Genomic DNA, 16,617 nt, shown 5'->3' on the forward strand with positions numbered 1-16,617 from the left:
TGTCATTCGATGCCGATCTGTTCGCGTCCTGCACTGCTCAAAGGCTTTAGCCGTCACGCGATGTCGACTTTTTTGGGCTTGGCGTCAGGGGCCCGCTGAAACAGCGTCAACCTCTCCGACTGATCCTGAGTAAACACGTCCTGCGCGTGCAGACAAGGGGGTTGTCCAAAATTTCGCAGCTTTTTTACATCATTCGGCGCTTTTCGGCGTCAGGTTGCCACGCTACTGGGGCATTCTGGCAAAAACCACACGATCCCGACCATCCAGATCGGGAATAATCCGAGTGGCCGTCAGACCCGCCGACTCGAACAAGGCTGCGACACTGCGTCCCTGGGTTGGGCCGATTTCCACCAACAAGCGCCCTCCGGGCAGCAAATAGTCCGGCGCACCTGCCGCGATGTGGCGATATGCGCCCAGACCGTCGCCCTCGTCCGTCAACGCCATGCGCGGCTCGTGCTCACGCACTTCGGGCGAAAGTGCGTCCATTTCGGACAGAGAGATATAGGGCGGATTTGAGACGATCAGGTCGAACTGACCCTCAACGCTTTCAAACCAGTTTGATTGCAAAATCTCGACGCGGCCCTGCACGTGATGCTGCACTGCATTGGCACTGGTCTGCAAACAAGCGGCCTCGCTCAGATCGACGCCCACGCCTGACGCACTGGTCCGTTCGGCAAGCAGTGTAATCAGGATACAGCCGGATCCAAGGCCCAGATCCAGAACATGGTCGAACGGCTCACTCAGCGCGGCTTCGATCAGCGTTTCGGTTTCGGGACGCGGGTCCAACACATCGCGGCTCACACGGAACCGGCGGCCGTAGAACTCGCGCTCGCCCAGCAGATGTGACACCGGCACGCGGACAGCACGCAGTGCGATCAGTTGATCATAGCGTTCCGCGATCTCGGGGGACAGCTCCTCGGGTGCGATCAGGGTCACGCGGCTGGCCTCGATCCGCGCCGCATGGGCCAGCAGTACCCGCGCGTCTCGTGCCGGATCGTCAACGCCAGCGGCCCGCAGACGCGCTGTGGCGGCAACCATCGCCTGCGCTGCTGTCAGTGCGCCGATCATTGCGCCATCTCGGCCAAAAGCCGCGCCTGATCGTCTGCGGTTAGCGCATCGATCACCTCATCCAGATCGCCCTGCATCACCTGATCCAATTTGTAGAGTGTCAGGTTGATGCGGTGATCCGTCATACGTCCTTGCGGGAAATTATAGGTCCTGATCCGTTCAGACCGATCCCCAGACCCCACCTGACTGGCCCGGTCGGCGGACCGTTCACTGTCGATCCGCTGACGCTCCATATCGTAGAGACGCGTCTTGAGCACCTGCATCGCGATTTCTCGGTTGCGGTGCTGGGATTTCTCGGAACTCGTGACCACCAAACCCGTAGGTAGGTGCGTGATCCGAACCGCCGAGTCGGTGGTATTCACGTGCTGACCGCCTGCGCCCGAGCTGCGCATCGTGTCGATACGGATGTCATTCGCGTCGATCTGGATGTCTACATCCTCGGCCTCGGGCAGAACCGCAACCGTCGCGGCCGAGGTGTGAATCCGCCCACCGCTTTCGGTTTCGGGCACGCGCTGCACCCGGTGCACGCCGGATTCGTACTTCATCCGGGCAAACACGTTTTCGCCCTTGATATGGGCCACGACCTCTTTGATCCCGCCCAGATCCGAGGACTGCTCCTCGATGATCTCAAACCGCCATCCGCGGGCCTCGGCATAGCGCTGGTACATGCGCAGTAGATCACCCGCGAACAGCGCAGCCTCGTCCCCACCGGTTCCGGGGCGGATTTCCAATATCGCCGGGCGCGCATCTGCCGCATCCTTGGGCAGCAAGGCAAGCTGCAAGGCATGTTCAGCATCGGGGATGCGGGTCTGCAGCGAAGGGATTTCTTCTTCGGCCAGTTCCTTCATGTCGGGATCGGCCAGCATCGCCTCGGCTTCGGCCAGATCAGCCACCAGCTGCCGCCACGCCATGATCTGATCGACCACCGGCTTGAGGTCGGAGTACTCTTTGGCCAGCGCAGCGATGTCCCCGCCCAAGGCGCCATCTGCCATGGCCGCTTCGAGGTACTGGAATCGCTGAGTTATCTGTTCAAGACGTTCTTCGGGGATCATCCCGGCGGTGTCTATCAATCCGGGCCTTTGGTCAAGGGCCGTCCCTGTGCTAAGCTGCCGCGCATGAGACGATTGATCCTTGTTCTGACCCTGTTCACAACACCCGTAATGGCCGATGTAGTAGGCCCCGGAGGCAAGGTTCAGGACTGCTATTGCACCGACAAATCGGGCGCACGTGTCGAACTGGGCGAGATGATCTGCCTGCAAGTCGATGGCCGCATGTTCATGGCCCAATGCCAGATGTCGCTGAATGTACCTATGTGGCGCGAGGTTCAGGAGGGCTGCTTGTCCTCAGGGCTGCAGCAGAGCAAGCCACCCCTCAACACGAGCCTGGTTTACCCCAAAATCTGAGCGCCCAAAGCGAAGGCGCGCGTAGATGCGCAGGGTGTCGCCATCCTGCTGGGCAGTGGTGTAGTCGGGAAAGCCAATTACTTTGGTTCGCGTGATATACGTGATCATCCCCTCATCGACCGAACCGGCCAGAACTGACGTGCGCGGCGTGGCGCGCGCAATTGCGTCCAGTTTTGCCAGGCCGTCCGGCCCGGTCTCGACCACGCGAACGGCCCCTCCTTCGAGGTCGCGGTTCTGCTCACCGACCGGAGCAACATGCCATTTCGCCGGGTCCGAAGGAGCGAGGCGGATATACGCCCCCAGCAGAATAACCGCACCAATACCAAGCCAAAGCGCTATCATCTTCATCCCAATCTAGTCCCTTTGGGAAAGAATATCCCGGCCGACCGGTGGAGCAAGCCGCCTTGAACCTGCCTACCGCGACGTCACACCCGGCAGGATGCACAACAGTTCGAACAACAAGTTCGCTGCCGTTAGCGCGGTGTTCCCAGAGGGGTCATAGGGCGGAGAGACCTCGACCAGATCGCAGCCCACCAAATTCACCCCCGCCAGCGCGTGTATAAGTTGTAAGGCTTGCGGGGTCGTCAGCCCTCCGATCTCGGGCGTGCCGGTGCCGGGGGCATAGGCCGGGTCGAGGCTGTCTATGTCGTAGGTGACATAGACCGGGTGGTCGCCGATCGTCTTGCGGATCTGCGAGCCGATCTCGGTCAGGTTCTGCTGCCACAGTTCCCATGCGGGAAACTGGCGAAAGCCCCAATCGCGGGCCTCAGAGAAATCGCTCGCCGCATAGCCCGAGCCGCGAATGCCGATCTGAAACGTCTTTTCCGGGACGATCAGCCCCTCTTCGTAGGCGCGGCGAAAGACCGTGCCGTGGGTTTCACGCTCTCCAAACATCTCGTCATTGACGTCCGCATGCGCATCTACATGCACCAGCGCGACCGGCCCGTGTTTGCCCGCAATGGCCCGCAGAATAGGCAGGGTGATCGAATGATCGCCGCCCATAGCCACAGGGATCACTGCCTGATCAAGAATGGCGTCATAGCTTTCCTTTATGATCTTCAGGCTGTCTGCCAGTGAGAAGGTGTTGATCGCCAAGTCTCCGATATCTGCGATCTGAAGGCTGTCGAAGGGGGCTGCGGAATTGGCCATGTTATAGGGCCGGATCATCGCGCTTTCGCTGCGGATCTGCTTGGGGCCGAACCGTGTTCCCGACCGCCAAGAGGTGCCGATGTCCACCGGAATCCCCAGAACTGCCACATCCAGACCGGCCAGAGACTCCGCATGCGGCAATCGCATGAACGTATTCGGCCCGGAAAACCGCGCCAGATCATTGCCGCTGATCGGTTGGTTAAAATCAGTCATGCCCGTATGTCTCCCGTCCGGTCTTTTGGTTAACGTGATACCGGAAAGATGGCTAACCAAAGGTTAAGGTAGCAACTTGTTCCACCCCAAAAGGCAAATGATCTGCGTCGCCACATGCGCGCCTGCGATGGCCGTTGCGCCGGAGGTGTCATAGGGCGGCGATACCTCGACCACGTCCCCGCCCTTGATGTTGATGCCCGCGATGTCGCGCAGGATGATCTGGGTCTGAATCGAGGTTAAACCTCCCCAAACAGGCGTGCCGGTGCCGGGCGCGAAGGCCGGGTCCAAACCGTCAATGTCGAAACTCAGATACACGGGGCTGTCACCAAGGATACCCTTGATCTTTTGAGCCACGGCGGCAGGGCCGGACTCGTAGACCTCGCGCGCGTCAATGATGTTGACGCCCAGAGTGTCCTCATTGGTGGTCCGAATACCCACCTGAACCGAGCGTTTTGGGTCGACGATTCCCGACTTCACCGCCTTGTAGAACATGGTCCCGTGATCGACACGGGACATATCGTCGTCGGCCCAGGTATCGGTATGCGCATCGAATTGCAGCAGCGACATTGGCCCGTATTTCTCGGCATAGGCCTTGAGGATCGGGAAGCTGATGTAGTGGTCGCCGCCCAGCGTCACCGATGCCACGTCCGCGGCCAGAATCGTGCGGATATGATCGCTCAGCGTGTCAGGAAAGGCCGGGATATTGGCATAGTCGTAGGCCATGTCGCCATAATCCACGATCGCCAACTCGCTCAGCGCATCAAAGGGCCAGCCATAAGGCGCGTCCGGGGATTGCAGCGCACTGGCCTCGCGGATTGCGCGCGGTCCCAGACGGGTGCCAGGGCGGTTGGTTACCGCCTGGTCAAACGGCACGCCGGTCACGGCAATATCCACGCCGCTCAGGTCTTTGGTGTAGAGGCGGCGGAGGAACGATGTCGCACCGCCAAAGGTATTTTCGTAAGATAAACCCTTGAGATCAGGGTTGGTGAACGCCTCGTCCACCTGGTTCTTTGCGTCTTCCAGTGCCATTCTTTCCCCTCGTCAGCCCAGCGGCTGCGCTTTTTCGACGATCCGCGCAAAAAAGGACGCTCCGACCGGCGCGATCTCGTCGTTGAAGTTGTATTTTGGATGGTGAAGCCCGGCGCTGTCACCCTGCCCTACAAACAGATAGGCACCGGGACGGGATTGCAGCATGAACGAAAAGTCCTCGGCCCCCATCATCGCGTCGATATTGGCAATGACCTGCGTTTCTCCGGCAATATCGCGGGCAACCTCCGCTGCGAACTCTGTCTTGGTCGCGTCATTGATGGTGGCGGGGTAGTTAACCTCGTATTCCAGCCGCGCCTCAACGCCATAGGATTGCGCCTGCCCTTGCACGATCTGCTCCATTCGCTCCATCACCATCTTCTGGACCGTTGGGTCAAAGGTTCGTACCGTGCCGTTGATGTAAGCGGTGTCCGGGATCACGTTGTTCACGGTTCCGGTGTGGATTTGAGTGACCGAAACGACCAGATCATCCAGCGCATAGTTGTTGCGGCTGACGATGGTCTGGATCGCCTGTGCGATACCACAGGCCGCCATCACCGGATCGCGGGTCTCATGCGGCATAGCTCCGTGGCCGCCGACGCCTTGAATATGAACCTCGAACGTGTCTACCGCCGCCATGATCGGGCCCGGCGTTGTGTGGAATGACCCTTCGGGCAGACCCGGCGCGTTGTGCAATGCGTAGACCTGAGAGATGTCGAACCGATCCATGATCCCCTCATCGACCATGATGCCAGCGCCACCGCCTTCTTCCTCGGCAGGTTGAAAGATCAAAGCGACTCGGCCGCGAAAGTTCCGTGTTTCAGCAAGGTAACGCGCCGCACCCAGCAACATCGTCGTGTGCCCGTCATGGCCACAAGCGTGCATCTTGCCGGGTTTGGTCGAGGCGTACGCGACCCCCGTCTCTTCGGGGATGGGTAAAGCATCCATGTCCGCGCGCAGGCCGATCGTTGGCCCCTCACCCTGCCCGTTGATGATGGCGACGATGCCGGTCTTGGCAATGCCTTCATGCAGCTCGTCAACTCCGAACTCGCGCAGGCGGTCCGCCACAAAGGCCGCCGTCTCATGACATTCGAACTCCAACTCGGGGATTGTATGCAGGTGCTGGCGCCATGCGGCCATATCGGCTGAGTAATCGGCAATTCGGTTGACGACGGGCATCTGGGGTGGACTCCTGATCGGGACTGCGGAATGGATGCATCTGACACCGGAACGAAAGGGTTCGCAATGGCCGAAAATCCTCTGATCCATGACAGCGACGCTGGTATCGAGCGCCTGTTGGAAATCATGCGCCGCCTGCGCGATCCTGAAACCGGTTGTCCGTGGGACATCGAACAGGATTTTTTGACCATCGCGCCCTATACGATTGAAGAGGCCTATGAGGTTGCCGACGCCATCGAGCGCGAAGCCTATGATGAGCTGAAGGGAGAACTGGGTGACCTGCTGTTCCAATCGGTCTTCCACGCGCAAATGGCTGAAGAGGCTGGATATTTCACCTTTCAGGACATCGTCCGCACCATGTCGGACAAGATGGTTGCCCGTCATCCGCATGTTTTTGGCGACGAATCCCGCGACAAGTCTGCCGAACAGCAAACGCTGGATTGGGAAACGATCAAAGCAGCAGAACGCGCCGGCAAGGAACAGAAAGGCGCGCTGGACGGTGTGGCCGCAAACCTGCCCGCCCTGTTGCGCGCGCACAAACTACAGAAACGCGCCGCCCGTGTGGGATTCGACTGGCCGGATGCCAGCCATGTACTGGCCAAGATCACCGAAGAGGCCGCCGAATTGGAAGAAGCGCGCGACAACATGGACGCCGACGCGCTTGAGGATGAATTCGGCGATCTGCTGTTTGTGATGGTCAACCTTGGCCGCCATCTGGGTATCGAACCCGAGGCCGCTCTGCGCCGCACCAATGCCAAGTTCACGCGCCGTTTTGAACAGGTCGAAGCACGTCTGGCTGCCCGTGGAAAAACGCCTGCGCAAAGCGATCTGGCCGAGATGGATGCCTTGTGGGACGAGGTGAAAACAGATGAGCATCGCGCCAATGGCAAACTCCCGCCTGTGGATGCCGCAACCGGGGCCTGAAACCGCTGGACAAGTGCAGTGACACTTGCGAGTGTCCGCGCTTCAAGACCCCGGAGGCAAAGCATGGCACCGCGCAAAATAATCATCGACACCGATCCCGGACAGGACGACGCCGTCGCCATCCTTTTGGCCCTGGCCAGCCCCGAAGAAATTGATGTTCTTGGCATTACCGCCGTTGCTGGCAACGTGCCGCTGGAACTGACCGCCAAGAACGCGCGGATCGTTTGCGAACTGGCCGGTCACACGCATATCCCAGTTTACGCCGGATGCGACCGCCCGTTGAATCGACCGCTGGTCACGGCTGAGCATGTACACGGCAAAACCGGGCTGGACGGCCCCGTACTGCCCGATCCCGAAATGCCACTGGCCGAGGGACATGCCGTCGACTTCATCATTGAAACCCTGCGCGCCCACGAATCCGGCACGGTGACGCTCTGCCCGCTGGGGCCGCTGACCAACATTGCGACAGCGTTCCGCAAAGCACCCGATATCGTCGACCGGGTTCAGGAAATCGTTCTGATGGGCGGGGCCTATTTTGAGGTTGGGAACATCACCCCGGCCGCTGAGTTCAACATCTACGTCGACCCAGAAGCCGCTGATATCGTGTTTAAATCCGGGGCGCATATTGTTGTGATGCCCTTGGACGTAACTCATGACGCGCTGGTCACACCGCACCGCAATGATGCGTTCCGGGCGCTGGACAGCAAAGTTGGACATGCTGTGGCGGAAATGACCGACTTCTTCGAACGCTTCGACAAAGAGAAATACGGCTCGGAAGGCGCGCCGCTGCACGACCCCTGCGTCACCGCATACCTGATCCGACCCGATCTGTTCTCGGGCCGCCACATCAATGTTGAGATCGAAACCCAGTCAGAATTGACGCTTGGCATGACCGTGGCCGACTGGTGGCGGGTCACTGACCGCGCGCCAAATGCCATGTTCATCGGGGATGTTGACGCCCAAGGGTTCTTTGACCTGCTCACAGAACGGCTGGCCCGACTATGAGCGCCGCCCTACGCCTGGCCCGCCCCGAGGATCTGGACCGTTTGATGGGCCTCGTGACCGCGTTTCACATCGAAGCGCAGATCGCGCAGGACATGGATCAGACCCGCAACGCGCTGGCCCCTTTGCTTGATGGGATCCCCCATGGGTGTGTCTACCTGATCGGCCCGGGGCGCGCGCCCCTGGGCTATGTCATCCTGACCTTCGGCTGGTCGGTCGAGTTCGGCGGCATGGACGCGTTTGTCGACGAGATTTACATCCGCCCCGCCGTCCGCGGCCGTGGCATTGCCACCGAAGTTCTTTTGGATCTGCCCAAAGCGCTGGCCGAGGCTGGCTTGACAGCCCTTCACCTCGAAGTTGATCGCACCAACGAAACCGCGCAGAAACTGTACCTGCGCACCGGGTTCAAACCGCGCGATCGCTATGTGCTGATGAGCCGTAAGCTCTGAAACAGATCGGTATTCAAGGGCGTCGCCGCCCTTCCCCCCGTGGAAGCCCTAACGGGCTTCGCCGCGATACATGTAAGTTGGCGATTGCATTTCCAGAACCGGGTCACTTGCAGAAACCGGCGCGCCGGTAATCGGATAGGTGCCCGGCCCCGCACAGGCCGCCAGAAAAACAGTGCTGATCACTGAAGCTACGAGAAGGAATTTCGAACCAGTCATGGCGTTCTCCTTTTCTGTAATGCAGTCAGGATACGAGACAGCGGGGTCCGGCAAATAGGGAAAAGTTCACACATAATCGAATTTATGCTAATTATTTGCGGCCAAAATTGATTTCTTGAGAAAAATCAAAGCCGAACAGCACAATTTTTTTTTGGGGTGTTCTATGGGTTTTTTGCAGTTTACCTGTGCAGAGGCATCTCAAAAAACACCAGTGTGTCTTTGGCAATCTCCGGAATTTCAAAATACGCGTCGCGTAGTTTGAACCCCATCGAAAGGTACAAGCGTATTGCCGCTTCCAACGGTTTTCCGGTGTCCATGCGAATGAAATCGAAACCCTGCTTGCGGCATTGTTCGATTAGGGATGTCATAATGGCGAACCCCGCCCCCGTCCCTCTGGCGGCATCACTCACAAAGACCCTTTTGATTTCGGCGACGCCTGGCTCGATTGTCCGAAACATACCGCACCCAACGGCTTGTCCGTTCTTCAGTGCCAGCCTCACGCCGCCGCTGGGCACGGCGTGCTCGACTTCGATTTCATCCATCAGTCTGGCGTAGACATTTTCTGGATAGACGGTTTTTGCAACGCGCACAGACTTCTCGTCCAGCGTCATCAGAAAATCTCGGTATTCCCAACACAAACGCCGAACCTCATCAAAGTGGTTCGGCGTCTTGGCTTCAATAATGTCCAACAAAACCTGACCCTCAGAAAACACTTGAGGATCAATTTAGCATTGTTGCCATCAGTTGCGAAGGATCGAGGCCCCTGCGTATTCCGCGACCTCACCCAGCGACTCTTCGATGCGGATCAGTTGGTTGTACTTGGCCAACCGGTCCGACCGCGCCAGCGAGCCGGTTTTGATCTGACCGCAATTGGTCGCAACCGCCAGATCGGCTATGGTGGCGTCCTCGGTCTCGCCCGAGCGGTGGGACATCACGTTGGTGTAACGGGCACGGTGGGCCATATCGACGGCGCGCAGGGTCTCGGTCAGCGACCCGATCTGGTTCACCTTGACCAGCATCGAGTTGGCGCAGCCGCGCTCAATCCCTTCGGCCAGACGCGCCGGGTTGGTCACGAACAGATCGTCGCCCACCAGCTGCACCTTGTCGCCGATCATGTCGGTCAGGGCTTTCCAGCCGTCCCAGTCATCCTCGGACATGCCGTCCTCGATCGAGATGATCGGGTAGTCTTTGACCAGAGCGGCCAGGTATTCGGCGTTTTCCTCGGAGGTCAGCGAGATGTTCTCGCCCGACAGGACGTATTTGCCGTCCTTGTAGTATTCGGTCGCGGCGCAATCCAGCGCGAGGTGGATTTCTTCGCCCGGCTTGTAGCCTGCCTTTTCGATGGACTGCAGAATGAAATCCAACGCCTCGCGGGTGCTGGCGATATTCGGGGCAAAGCCGCCTTCGTCGCCAACACCAGTCGCCAGACCGGCGGCCGACAGCTCGCGCTTCAGCGTGTGGAAGACTTCGGACCCCATGCGCACGGCTTCGCGGATATTCGCGGCCGAGGTCGGCATGATCATGAATTCCTGAATGTCGATCGGGTTGTCCGCGTGCTCACCGCCGTTGATGATGTTCATCATCGGAACTGGCAAAACACGGGCCGAGGTGCCGCCCACGTAACGATACAAGGGCTGCGTGGTGAAATCCGCGGCAGCTTTGGCCGTTGCCAGAGAGACACCCAGGATGGCGTTTGCGCCCAGACGGCCCTTGTTCTCGGTTCCGTCCAGTTCGATCATTGCGCCGTCGATAGCGACCTGTTCGGTCGCGTCATAACCGACCAGTTCCTCGGCGATTTCACCGTTCACGGCCGCCACGGCCTCCAGCACACCTTTGCCCATGTAACGCGACTTGTCTCCGTCGCGCTTTTCCACCGCCTCATAGGCACCGGTCGACGCGCCCGAAGGAACTGCGGCGCGGCCCATGGTGCCGTCTTCCAGGATCACGTCCACTTCGACCGTTGGGTTACCCCGGCTGTCCAGGATTTCGCGTGCGTGAATGTCGATGATAGTGCTCATGAGGCCCGTCCCTATGGCTGAATTCATTGCATGCCTCATAGCATCACGCGACCAAAAGTAAACCGGTGATGTTACCGCTAACAGGTATATTCAACGACCTTTAGGGCTAACAGCCTTCTGTTTGCGCAAACGTGCGACGATCCGTCAGGCCGCAACCGCCACCGCCCGGGCCAGGCGGCGTTCGCGCAAGAAGGTGTACATACCCGATCCGATAATCAGTGTCGCACCCGCAATTGTCATCATGTCAGGACGTTCGCCGAACATCATCATGCCAGCCGCCATCGAGAACACCAGACGGGTATACCGGAACGGCGTCAGGGCCGAGGCTTCGCCGATCCGCATGGCCGTCACGATGGCGTAGTAGGCCAGCACGCCAAAACCGATCGCGCCTAGATACGGCCCCACATGCGCGGATTGCAGTGGAACCACAGGCTGGCCAGAGAACACCATCAGGGCCGCACCGGCCAATGCAATGGCCAGGTAGGCTTGCAGAGCGACGACGGATGAGGCGACACGTGCATCCAGTTTACGCGTGATCAAGTCGCGGGCAGCAATCGCAATCACGGTGGCCACAACAAACAGGGACTCGGGCTGGAACCCGGCCAAACCCGGCCGGATAATCATCAGAACGCCAATGAAACCGAACCCGATAGCGCTCCACCGCCGCCAACCAACGGTTTCGCCCAGGAACAGAGCGGCGCCCATGGTTACAGCCAATGGCATTGCCTGAAAGACCGCCGCAACGGTGGACAGATCGACCAGAGACAGCGCGGTGACAAAGGTCACGGCACCAAACGCCTCGGCCCCGGCCCGCAACAGCGGCAAGGGTTTCCACGCCAGCGGATCAAAGATGCGTTTACGGGTGACCAACGACATGCCCGCAAACACAAGGCCGCAGACCACGCCAAGGATGATCATGATCTGACCGGTCGAGACACTGGCCGACAGGTGCTTGATGAACATATCCTCAAGCGAGAAGGCTGCCATCGAGCCGACGATCAGCAAAATGCCGTGTACGTTATTCATGCGCGTGTCCGTAGGGTTGGGCCGATAAATCCAGGCCGTTGCCTCACAGAAACCGTATCATCCGCGACGTCGCAAGCGATATTGCGACATGTTTCATGAATTGCCGTGCGGCCATCAATCGCGTTTCGTGATGGATCAGTCCTGTTCCAGCGGAACGCCGTACAATTCCAACCGATGCCCTTTCAGCCGATACCCCAGCTTGGCCGCGATTTTTTCCTGCAGGGCTTCGATCTCGGGGTCCACGAACTCGATCACCTCGCCCGACTGCATGTCGATCAGATGGTCGTGATGGTCACGTTCGGCGTCTTCATATCGCGCGCGGCCGTCGCCGAACTCCAGACGCTCAAGAATCCCGGCCTCTTCGAACAGCTTCACGGTCCGGTAAACCGTCGCGATCGAGATGCCCGCATCCACTTCTGAGGCGCGGGCATAGAGCTCTTCCACGTCCGGGTGGTCATCGCTCTGCTGCAACACCTGAGCGATCGTGCGGCGCTGCCCCGTCATGCGCAGACCTTTGGCTTCACAACGGGCGATGATTGTGTCGGACATAGTGACCCTCAAAGTAGTTCGGGCCTCTGTCTTAATACGTCTGCTTCGCTGGCGCCACAGAGGAATTGCGCTCAGGCCACCCGCCGCAGGTCAGCCCATATCGGCAAGTGATCGGATGCGATATGCGCAGGTCGCGCGCTATGGACGCCATGCACCACCGCCTCAAGGCCTTCGCCCAGCGCGATCCGGTCCAACGCGCCCAACGGCTGAGCGGCGGGAAAACTTGGCACCGGCGGCAAAAAGCGCATATCGGGGGCGAGGTGGTCCAGCACCGGCTGGCGCGACCATTCGTTGAAATCCCCGGCCCATACAGTGGGCATGTCGTCCAGTTCTTCGTCACACCGGCGCAGCTGATGGATCTGCTGTCGCCGGGAGGCGGGCAGAAGACCCAGATGCATGCCCATCACACGCAGCGGGCCGATCTGGGTGTCAAACTCGACCCGAACAGCACCGCGCGGTTCGAACCCCGGCAGATCGTGATGTCCGGTCTGACGCACGTCAATCCTGTCGCCGCGCCAGATCACGGCATTGCCATGCCAGCCCAGACTTCCCGCACCACCCAAATCAACAATTTCCCAGCCTGCCTCATCCAGCATGAAATGCGGCAGGGCAGCGGGACGTGGCGGCAACCTCTTGTCGGCCTCTTGCAGCACGACGATATCGGCCTGCATGCTTTCGATCACCTGCAGGATACGCTGTGGCTGACGGCGAAAGTCCAGCCCAACGCATTTCTGGATGTTATAGCTTGCAATCCGCAGGGTTGACGTAGGCGACATAGGGTTCCGATCAAATCACTGATCGCCAAAGTGCCACGCTTGTGGCCGGGCGCAACCCCCCAGTGTGCCGCATGCGCGTCCTGCTGCGGATTGAACCAAGGCGTCGCTGCACAAGATTCAGGCAAGCGATGCGTTTATGAACGCGATGCTTGATCCTCGGGCCACCGATACTCTATCCCGGCAGTACGCGGTCTCACACCCGGAGCACCAATGGTTTCCAGCGACACAGTCTCGAACAACCGTACTTGGGCCAGTATCGTTCTGGTGATCGGTGGAATGATGTGGGGTCTTTACTGGATCCCCGTGCGCTTTTTCTATGATCTTGGACTGACCGGACCCTGGCCGGGGATCGCGATGTACAGCGTCGCGCTTTTGGCGCTGGTTCCCTTCATCTGGAAAGAGCGTGGAACACTGGCCCTGCAATGGCGCGATCTTGTGTTCAGCGGGATGTTCACCGGTGCGGCTTTCAGCCTTTACTCCATCAGCCTTGTCTATACGGACGTGGTTCGGTCGATCCTCCTGTTCTACCTCACACCAATCTGGGGCACGATTCTGGGGCGCGTGTTCTTGGGCGAACGCCTGAGCGTTGGTCGCCTTGCGGGTCTTGTCTGCGGCGTCGGTGGCTTGTTCGTCGTGCTGGGAGGATCTGGCGGTATCCCCCTTCCGCAGAACATAGGCGACTGGTTGGCGCTGGCCTCGGGGATATGCTGGGCGCTGGGGACACTGGGGCTGTACCGGACCAGCACGATCTCAGCCTCAGGTCAGGTCTTTGCCTTTGTCGCGGGCGCGCTGATCCTGTCTCTGCTCAGCCTCACGGTCCTGCCTGAACCCGCGTTGCCGGTCATTGCCAAGGCCGATCTGGTCTGGACCCTGCAGTTCGTTCTGCTGTCAGCATTCTACACCCTGCCAATGGTCTTTATGACGATCTGGCCCGCCACCAAGCTGTCCCCTGCCCGCGTCGGCCTTTTGCTGATGAGCGAAGTGGTCGTGGGCCTGGCCTCGGCCGCCGCGTTTGCGGGCGAACCCTTTGGTCTGCGCGAACTACTCGGAGCGGTGCTGATCGTCTCAGCCGCGGTCCTCGAGATCCTGCGGGACTAACGAAAGCGCTCTGCACATATTGGACTAGGCCCCGCAAACAGGTATCTGTTCGGGTGTTTGATGCCATATCAGGACGTTACCGATGTCGATGCCAACCGCAGACCGCAGAAAACAGCTGGAAGGACGCGCCCTTATCGTCGCGATGGTCGGCAACCTCTTCATGGGTGCGGCGGGTATTCTGGCCGGGGTTCTATCCAACTCAAACGCGATCATGATGGATGGTTTGTTCTCGCTGGTGGGGTTTGGGTCGGCTTTGCTGGGCCGTCAGATCAGTTTGCGGATCGACGCAGGCCCCGACAAGCGTCGGCCCTTCGGCTATGCAGCGGATGAAGCGATCTTTTCCACGTTTCGCGCGCTCTCGCTGCTGGGTCTGGTGCTGTTTGCCATCACCAACGCGGGCAAGAACATCTATAGCTACTACAATGGCATGACGCCTGAGCCGCTGATTTTCGGCCCGATGTTCCTCTACTTTGCCACGATCGGTCTGACCTGCCTTCTTTTGTGGGCGTTTCACTTTTTCACTTGGCGCAAGACCGGTAAAACCAGCGCGATCCTACGGCTGGAGGCCAAAGCATCGCTGTTCGACGGGCTATTCACCGCCGCCGCAGGGATCGGCCTTGGCGCCATCTACCTGTTTCGGGACGGAGCACTCGCGGCTATTGCGCCCATAGGCGACTCGATCATCGTGCTGTTCCTGTGCTTGCTGGCCATCGGGTCTTATCTGCGCGACTTCCGAGGGGGATTGGGAGAGCTGGCCTATGCCACCGCCAGCCCGGACCTTCTGGCCGCCGCCCGTCGCGCCTTGCGTCCTGCGATCACCGAGGATGGTGGCGCGTTGCGGGATATGTCCGTGACCAAACAAGGCCGCACCGTTCTGATAACGGTCTACTATGACCCGCTGCGCGCGATCACCGCCGATCAGGTCGACACGCTGAACCTGCGTATGATCGCAGATGCGCGGCAGGCTATCGACGGGGCGGACGTGTATCTGATGATCTCGCAATACGCCCGGCGATGGCCGGACGAGATCAATCCCTACCGCGACGGGGCTTAACCGGTCAGGTCCCGCAAAACGTGGCGTGGACCACTTCGCTATCGGTCGGAGGTCGTTTGAGGTCGTCCGCATCCGGCTGATCTTCGTAGGGTCGAGATAGCACAGCAATCAATCGGTGAAATGGCTCATAATCCCCCTGAACAGCGGCCTGGATCATCTGCTCGACCCGATGATTGCGCGGGATGTAGGCGGGGTTTGAACCTGCCATAACGGCCGACGGATCCTGTTCACGCGCCAAACGTCCAGCCCAACCGTCGGACCATGTGTCAAAGGCAGCGGGATCTGTGAACTGACCCCTCGCGGCCTCTCCGCCCAGCGCCCGGAACGTATTGGTGAAATCGGCCTGATTGTGCGCCATCCGTGTCAGCAGGTCCGAGATCAGCTCGAGATCGCCTTCTTCCTCGGTCACCAGCCCGATCTTGGCACGGAACCGTTTCAACCAGTTCTCCTGCAGCAGCGCGGGCATGGCGTGTACGATCTCGGTCGCTTCTTCTACGGCAGCGTCCTTGTCCTCCATCTGCTGGATCAAGGCCGTCGCCAGTTGTGCCAGATTCCAAACCGCGATGTCAGGCTGGTTGGAATAGGCATAGCGCCCCATCCGGTCGATTGAACTGTAAACGGTGTTTGGATGATAGCTGTCCATGAAGGCGCACGGACCATAGTCGATGGTCTCACCGGCGATCGAACAATTGTCGGTGTTCATCACCCCATGGATAAAGCCCACACTCATCCAAGCCGCGATAAGCCGCGATTGCGCCTCGACCACAGCGCGCAGTAGACCCATGGGGCCTTCGGCATCCGGGTAGTGGCGCGCGATGGCGTAATCCGTTAGCTGGCGCAGGCTATCCAATTGTCCGCGCCCGGCAAATACCTGAAACGTACCCACGCGCAGATGGCTCTGGGCCACGCGGGTCAGAACCGCGCCGGGCATCGGTCCTTCGCGCAGCACGATCTCTCCGGTCTCGACCGCTGCCAGGGCTCGGGTCGTGGGTATGCCCAGCGCGTGCATCGCTTCGGACACTACGTATTCGCGAAGCACAGGACCCAACCAGGCGCGCCCATCTCCGCGGCGGCTGAATGGTGTGGGACCCGAGCCTTTCAGCTGAATGTCGCGGCGGATGCCATCCGCCCCAACGGTCTCGCCCAGCAGAACAGCGCGGCCATCACCCAACTGCGGGTTATAGCTGCCGAATTGATGGCCTGAGTAAAGCTGCGCAATCGGCTCGGCCCCATCTGGCAGCGTATTCCCAGCAAAGGCTTCGGCCATTTCTTCGACATCACCCGGCGTGACGTTCAGAATCTTGGCCAATTCCGCATTAAACGCGATCAGGCGCGGCGCACGCACGGGGATCGGCGCCTGTCGCGCGTAAAAGCTGTTGGGAAGGCGGGCGTAGCTGTTGTCGAAGGGGATCGTCAGGGTCATGCGGCAAACATATTCCTTGCGCGCACGAATACCATAGCGGATCG

At 59.7% G+C, this 16,617-nt stretch carries 19 protein-coding genes; 6 read left to right on the plus strand and 13 right to left on the minus strand.

Annotated features, from left to right (window positions below; all coding sequences use genetic code 11):
• Positions 1 to 222: 222 nt before the first annotated feature.
• Positions 223 to 1,068: a peptide chain release factor N(5)-glutamine methyltransferase gene (gene prmC / locus ACR0MV_RS03600; RefSeq protein ID WP_480701005.1), complete on the minus strand. Its 846-nt coding sequence runs from the start codon at positions 1,066 to 1,068 to the stop codon at positions 223 to 225.
• Complete coding sequence (gene prfA / locus ACR0MV_RS03605) at positions 1,065 to 2,120, minus strand: peptide chain release factor 1 (protein WP_480701236.1); 1,056 nt, start codon at positions 2,118 to 2,120, stop codon at positions 1,065 to 1,067. The genes prmC and prfA overlap by 4 nt, the downstream gene beginning before the upstream one ends.
• Positions 2,121 to 2,183: 63 nt before the next feature.
• Between prfA and ACR0MV_RS03610 the strand changes: the two genes are divergently transcribed.
• Positions 2,184 to 2,471 carry a hypothetical protein gene (locus ACR0MV_RS03610; protein ID WP_480701006.1) on the plus strand — a complete coding sequence of 96 codons (288 nt, stop codon included), beginning with the start codon at positions 2,184 to 2,186 and terminating at the stop codon, positions 2,469 to 2,471.
• Here the strand turns inward: ACR0MV_RS03610 and ACR0MV_RS03615 are convergent.
• From ACR0MV_RS03615 to ACR0MV_RS03630, 4 genes are all read right to left on the minus strand, one after another.
• The gene (locus tag ACR0MV_RS03615; protein ID WP_480701007.1) at positions 2,412 to 2,819 is read right to left on the minus strand and encodes a DUF1499 domain-containing protein; all 408 of its coding nucleotides are present in this window, start codon (positions 2,817 to 2,819) and stop codon (positions 2,412 to 2,414) included. The two genes, ACR0MV_RS03610 and ACR0MV_RS03615, sit on opposite strands and share 60 nt — an antisense overlap.
• Before the next feature lie 66 nt (positions 2,820 to 2,885).
• Entirely contained in the window at positions 2,886 to 3,833 is a 948-nt protein-coding gene (speB, locus tag ACR0MV_RS03620) for an agmatinase (protein ID WP_480701008.1), read from the minus strand.
• A 63-nt stretch (positions 3,834 to 3,896) separates the two neighbouring features.
• Positions 3,897 to 4,862, minus strand: coding sequence for an agmatinase (speB, locus tag ACR0MV_RS03625; protein ID WP_480701009.1), 966 nt, complete (start codon positions 4,860 to 4,862; stop codon positions 3,897 to 3,899).
• 12 nt (positions 4,863 to 4,874) lie between these two features.
• A complete protein-coding gene (locus ACR0MV_RS03630) occupies positions 4,875 to 6,038 on the minus strand; it encodes a M20 aminoacylase family protein (RefSeq protein ID WP_480701010.1) in 1,164 nt (387 codons plus the stop codon).
• Between the two features lie 66 nt (positions 6,039 to 6,104).
• Between ACR0MV_RS03630 and mazG the strand changes: the two genes are divergently transcribed.
• From mazG to ACR0MV_RS03645, 3 genes are all read left to right on the plus strand, one after another.
• On the plus strand, positions 6,105 to 6,962 hold the full coding sequence (gene mazG, locus ACR0MV_RS03635; RefSeq protein ID WP_480701237.1) for a nucleoside triphosphate pyrophosphohydrolase: 858 nt from the start codon (positions 6,105 to 6,107) through the stop codon (positions 6,960 to 6,962).
• A gap of 63 nt (positions 6,963 to 7,025) precedes the next feature.
• The gene (locus ACR0MV_RS03640) at positions 7,026 to 7,967 is read left to right on the plus strand and encodes a nucleoside hydrolase (RefSeq protein WP_480701011.1); all 942 of its coding nucleotides are present in this window, start codon (positions 7,026 to 7,028) and stop codon (positions 7,965 to 7,967) included.
• On the plus strand, positions 7,964 to 8,413 hold the full coding sequence (locus tag ACR0MV_RS03645) for a GNAT family N-acetyltransferase (RefSeq protein WP_480701013.1): 450 nt from the start codon (positions 7,964 to 7,966) through the stop codon (positions 8,411 to 8,413). Before ACR0MV_RS03640 ends, ACR0MV_RS03645 begins: the two co-directional genes overlap by 4 nt.
• Positions 8,414 to 8,461: 48 nt before the next feature.
• Here ACR0MV_RS03645 and ACR0MV_RS03650 read toward each other — a convergent pair whose 3' ends face one another.
• From ACR0MV_RS03650 to ACR0MV_RS03675, 6 genes are all read right to left on the minus strand, one after another.
• The gene (locus ACR0MV_RS03650; protein WP_170424306.1) at positions 8,462 to 8,629 is read right to left on the minus strand and encodes a hypothetical protein; all 168 of its coding nucleotides are present in this window, start codon (positions 8,627 to 8,629) and stop codon (positions 8,462 to 8,464) included.
• A gap of 179 nt (positions 8,630 to 8,808) precedes the next feature.
• A complete protein-coding gene (locus ACR0MV_RS03655; protein WP_480701014.1) occupies positions 8,809 to 9,321 on the minus strand; it encodes a GNAT family N-acetyltransferase in 513 nt (170 codons plus the stop codon).
• A 48-nt stretch (positions 9,322 to 9,369) separates the two neighbouring features.
• Positions 9,370 to 10,647: a phosphopyruvate hydratase gene (gene eno, locus ACR0MV_RS03660; protein ID WP_170463307.1), complete on the minus strand. Its 1,278-nt coding sequence runs from the start codon at positions 10,645 to 10,647 to the stop codon at positions 9,370 to 9,372.
• Positions 10,648 to 10,791: 144 nt separating this feature from the next.
• Positions 10,792 to 11,673, minus strand: a complete 882-nt coding sequence (locus ACR0MV_RS03665; protein WP_480701015.1) for a DMT family transporter — start codon at positions 11,671 to 11,673, stop codon at positions 10,792 to 10,794.
• Positions 11,674 to 11,808: 135 nt separating this feature from the next.
• The gene (locus ACR0MV_RS03670; protein ID WP_170424298.1) at positions 11,809 to 12,222 is read right to left on the minus strand and encodes a Fur family transcriptional regulator; all 414 of its coding nucleotides are present in this window, start codon (positions 12,220 to 12,222) and stop codon (positions 11,809 to 11,811) included.
• 71 nt (positions 12,223 to 12,293) lie between these two features.
• Positions 12,294 to 12,998: an endonuclease/exonuclease/phosphatase family protein gene (locus tag ACR0MV_RS03675; RefSeq protein ID WP_170424296.1), complete on the minus strand. Its 705-nt coding sequence runs from the start codon at positions 12,996 to 12,998 to the stop codon at positions 12,294 to 12,296.
• Between the two features lie 210 nt (positions 12,999 to 13,208).
• On the opposite strand from ACR0MV_RS03675, the gene ACR0MV_RS03680 reads away from it, so the two are divergent.
• Positions 13,209 to 14,096 (plus strand): DMT family transporter, encoded by an 888-nt coding sequence (locus ACR0MV_RS03680; RefSeq protein ID WP_480701016.1) that lies wholly within the window; start codon positions 13,209 to 13,211, stop codon positions 14,094 to 14,096.
• Between the two features lie 82 nt (positions 14,097 to 14,178).
• Positions 14,179 to 15,150 (plus strand): cation efflux transmembrane domain-containing protein, encoded by a 972-nt coding sequence (locus ACR0MV_RS03685; RefSeq protein WP_480701017.1) that lies wholly within the window; start codon positions 14,179 to 14,181, stop codon positions 15,148 to 15,150.
• Between the two features lie 4 nt (positions 15,151 to 15,154).
• Here the strand turns inward: ACR0MV_RS03685 and ACR0MV_RS03690 are convergent, their stop codons facing one another.
• Positions 15,155 to 16,573 carry a protein adenylyltransferase SelO gene (locus ACR0MV_RS03690; protein WP_170425597.1) on the minus strand — a complete coding sequence of 473 codons (1,419 nt, stop codon included), beginning with the start codon at positions 16,571 to 16,573 and terminating at the stop codon, positions 15,155 to 15,157.
• Positions 16,574 to 16,617: the final 44 nt, after the last annotated feature.

The sequence above is a fragment of the Ruegeria sp. BC3 genome (assembly GCF_056539265.1).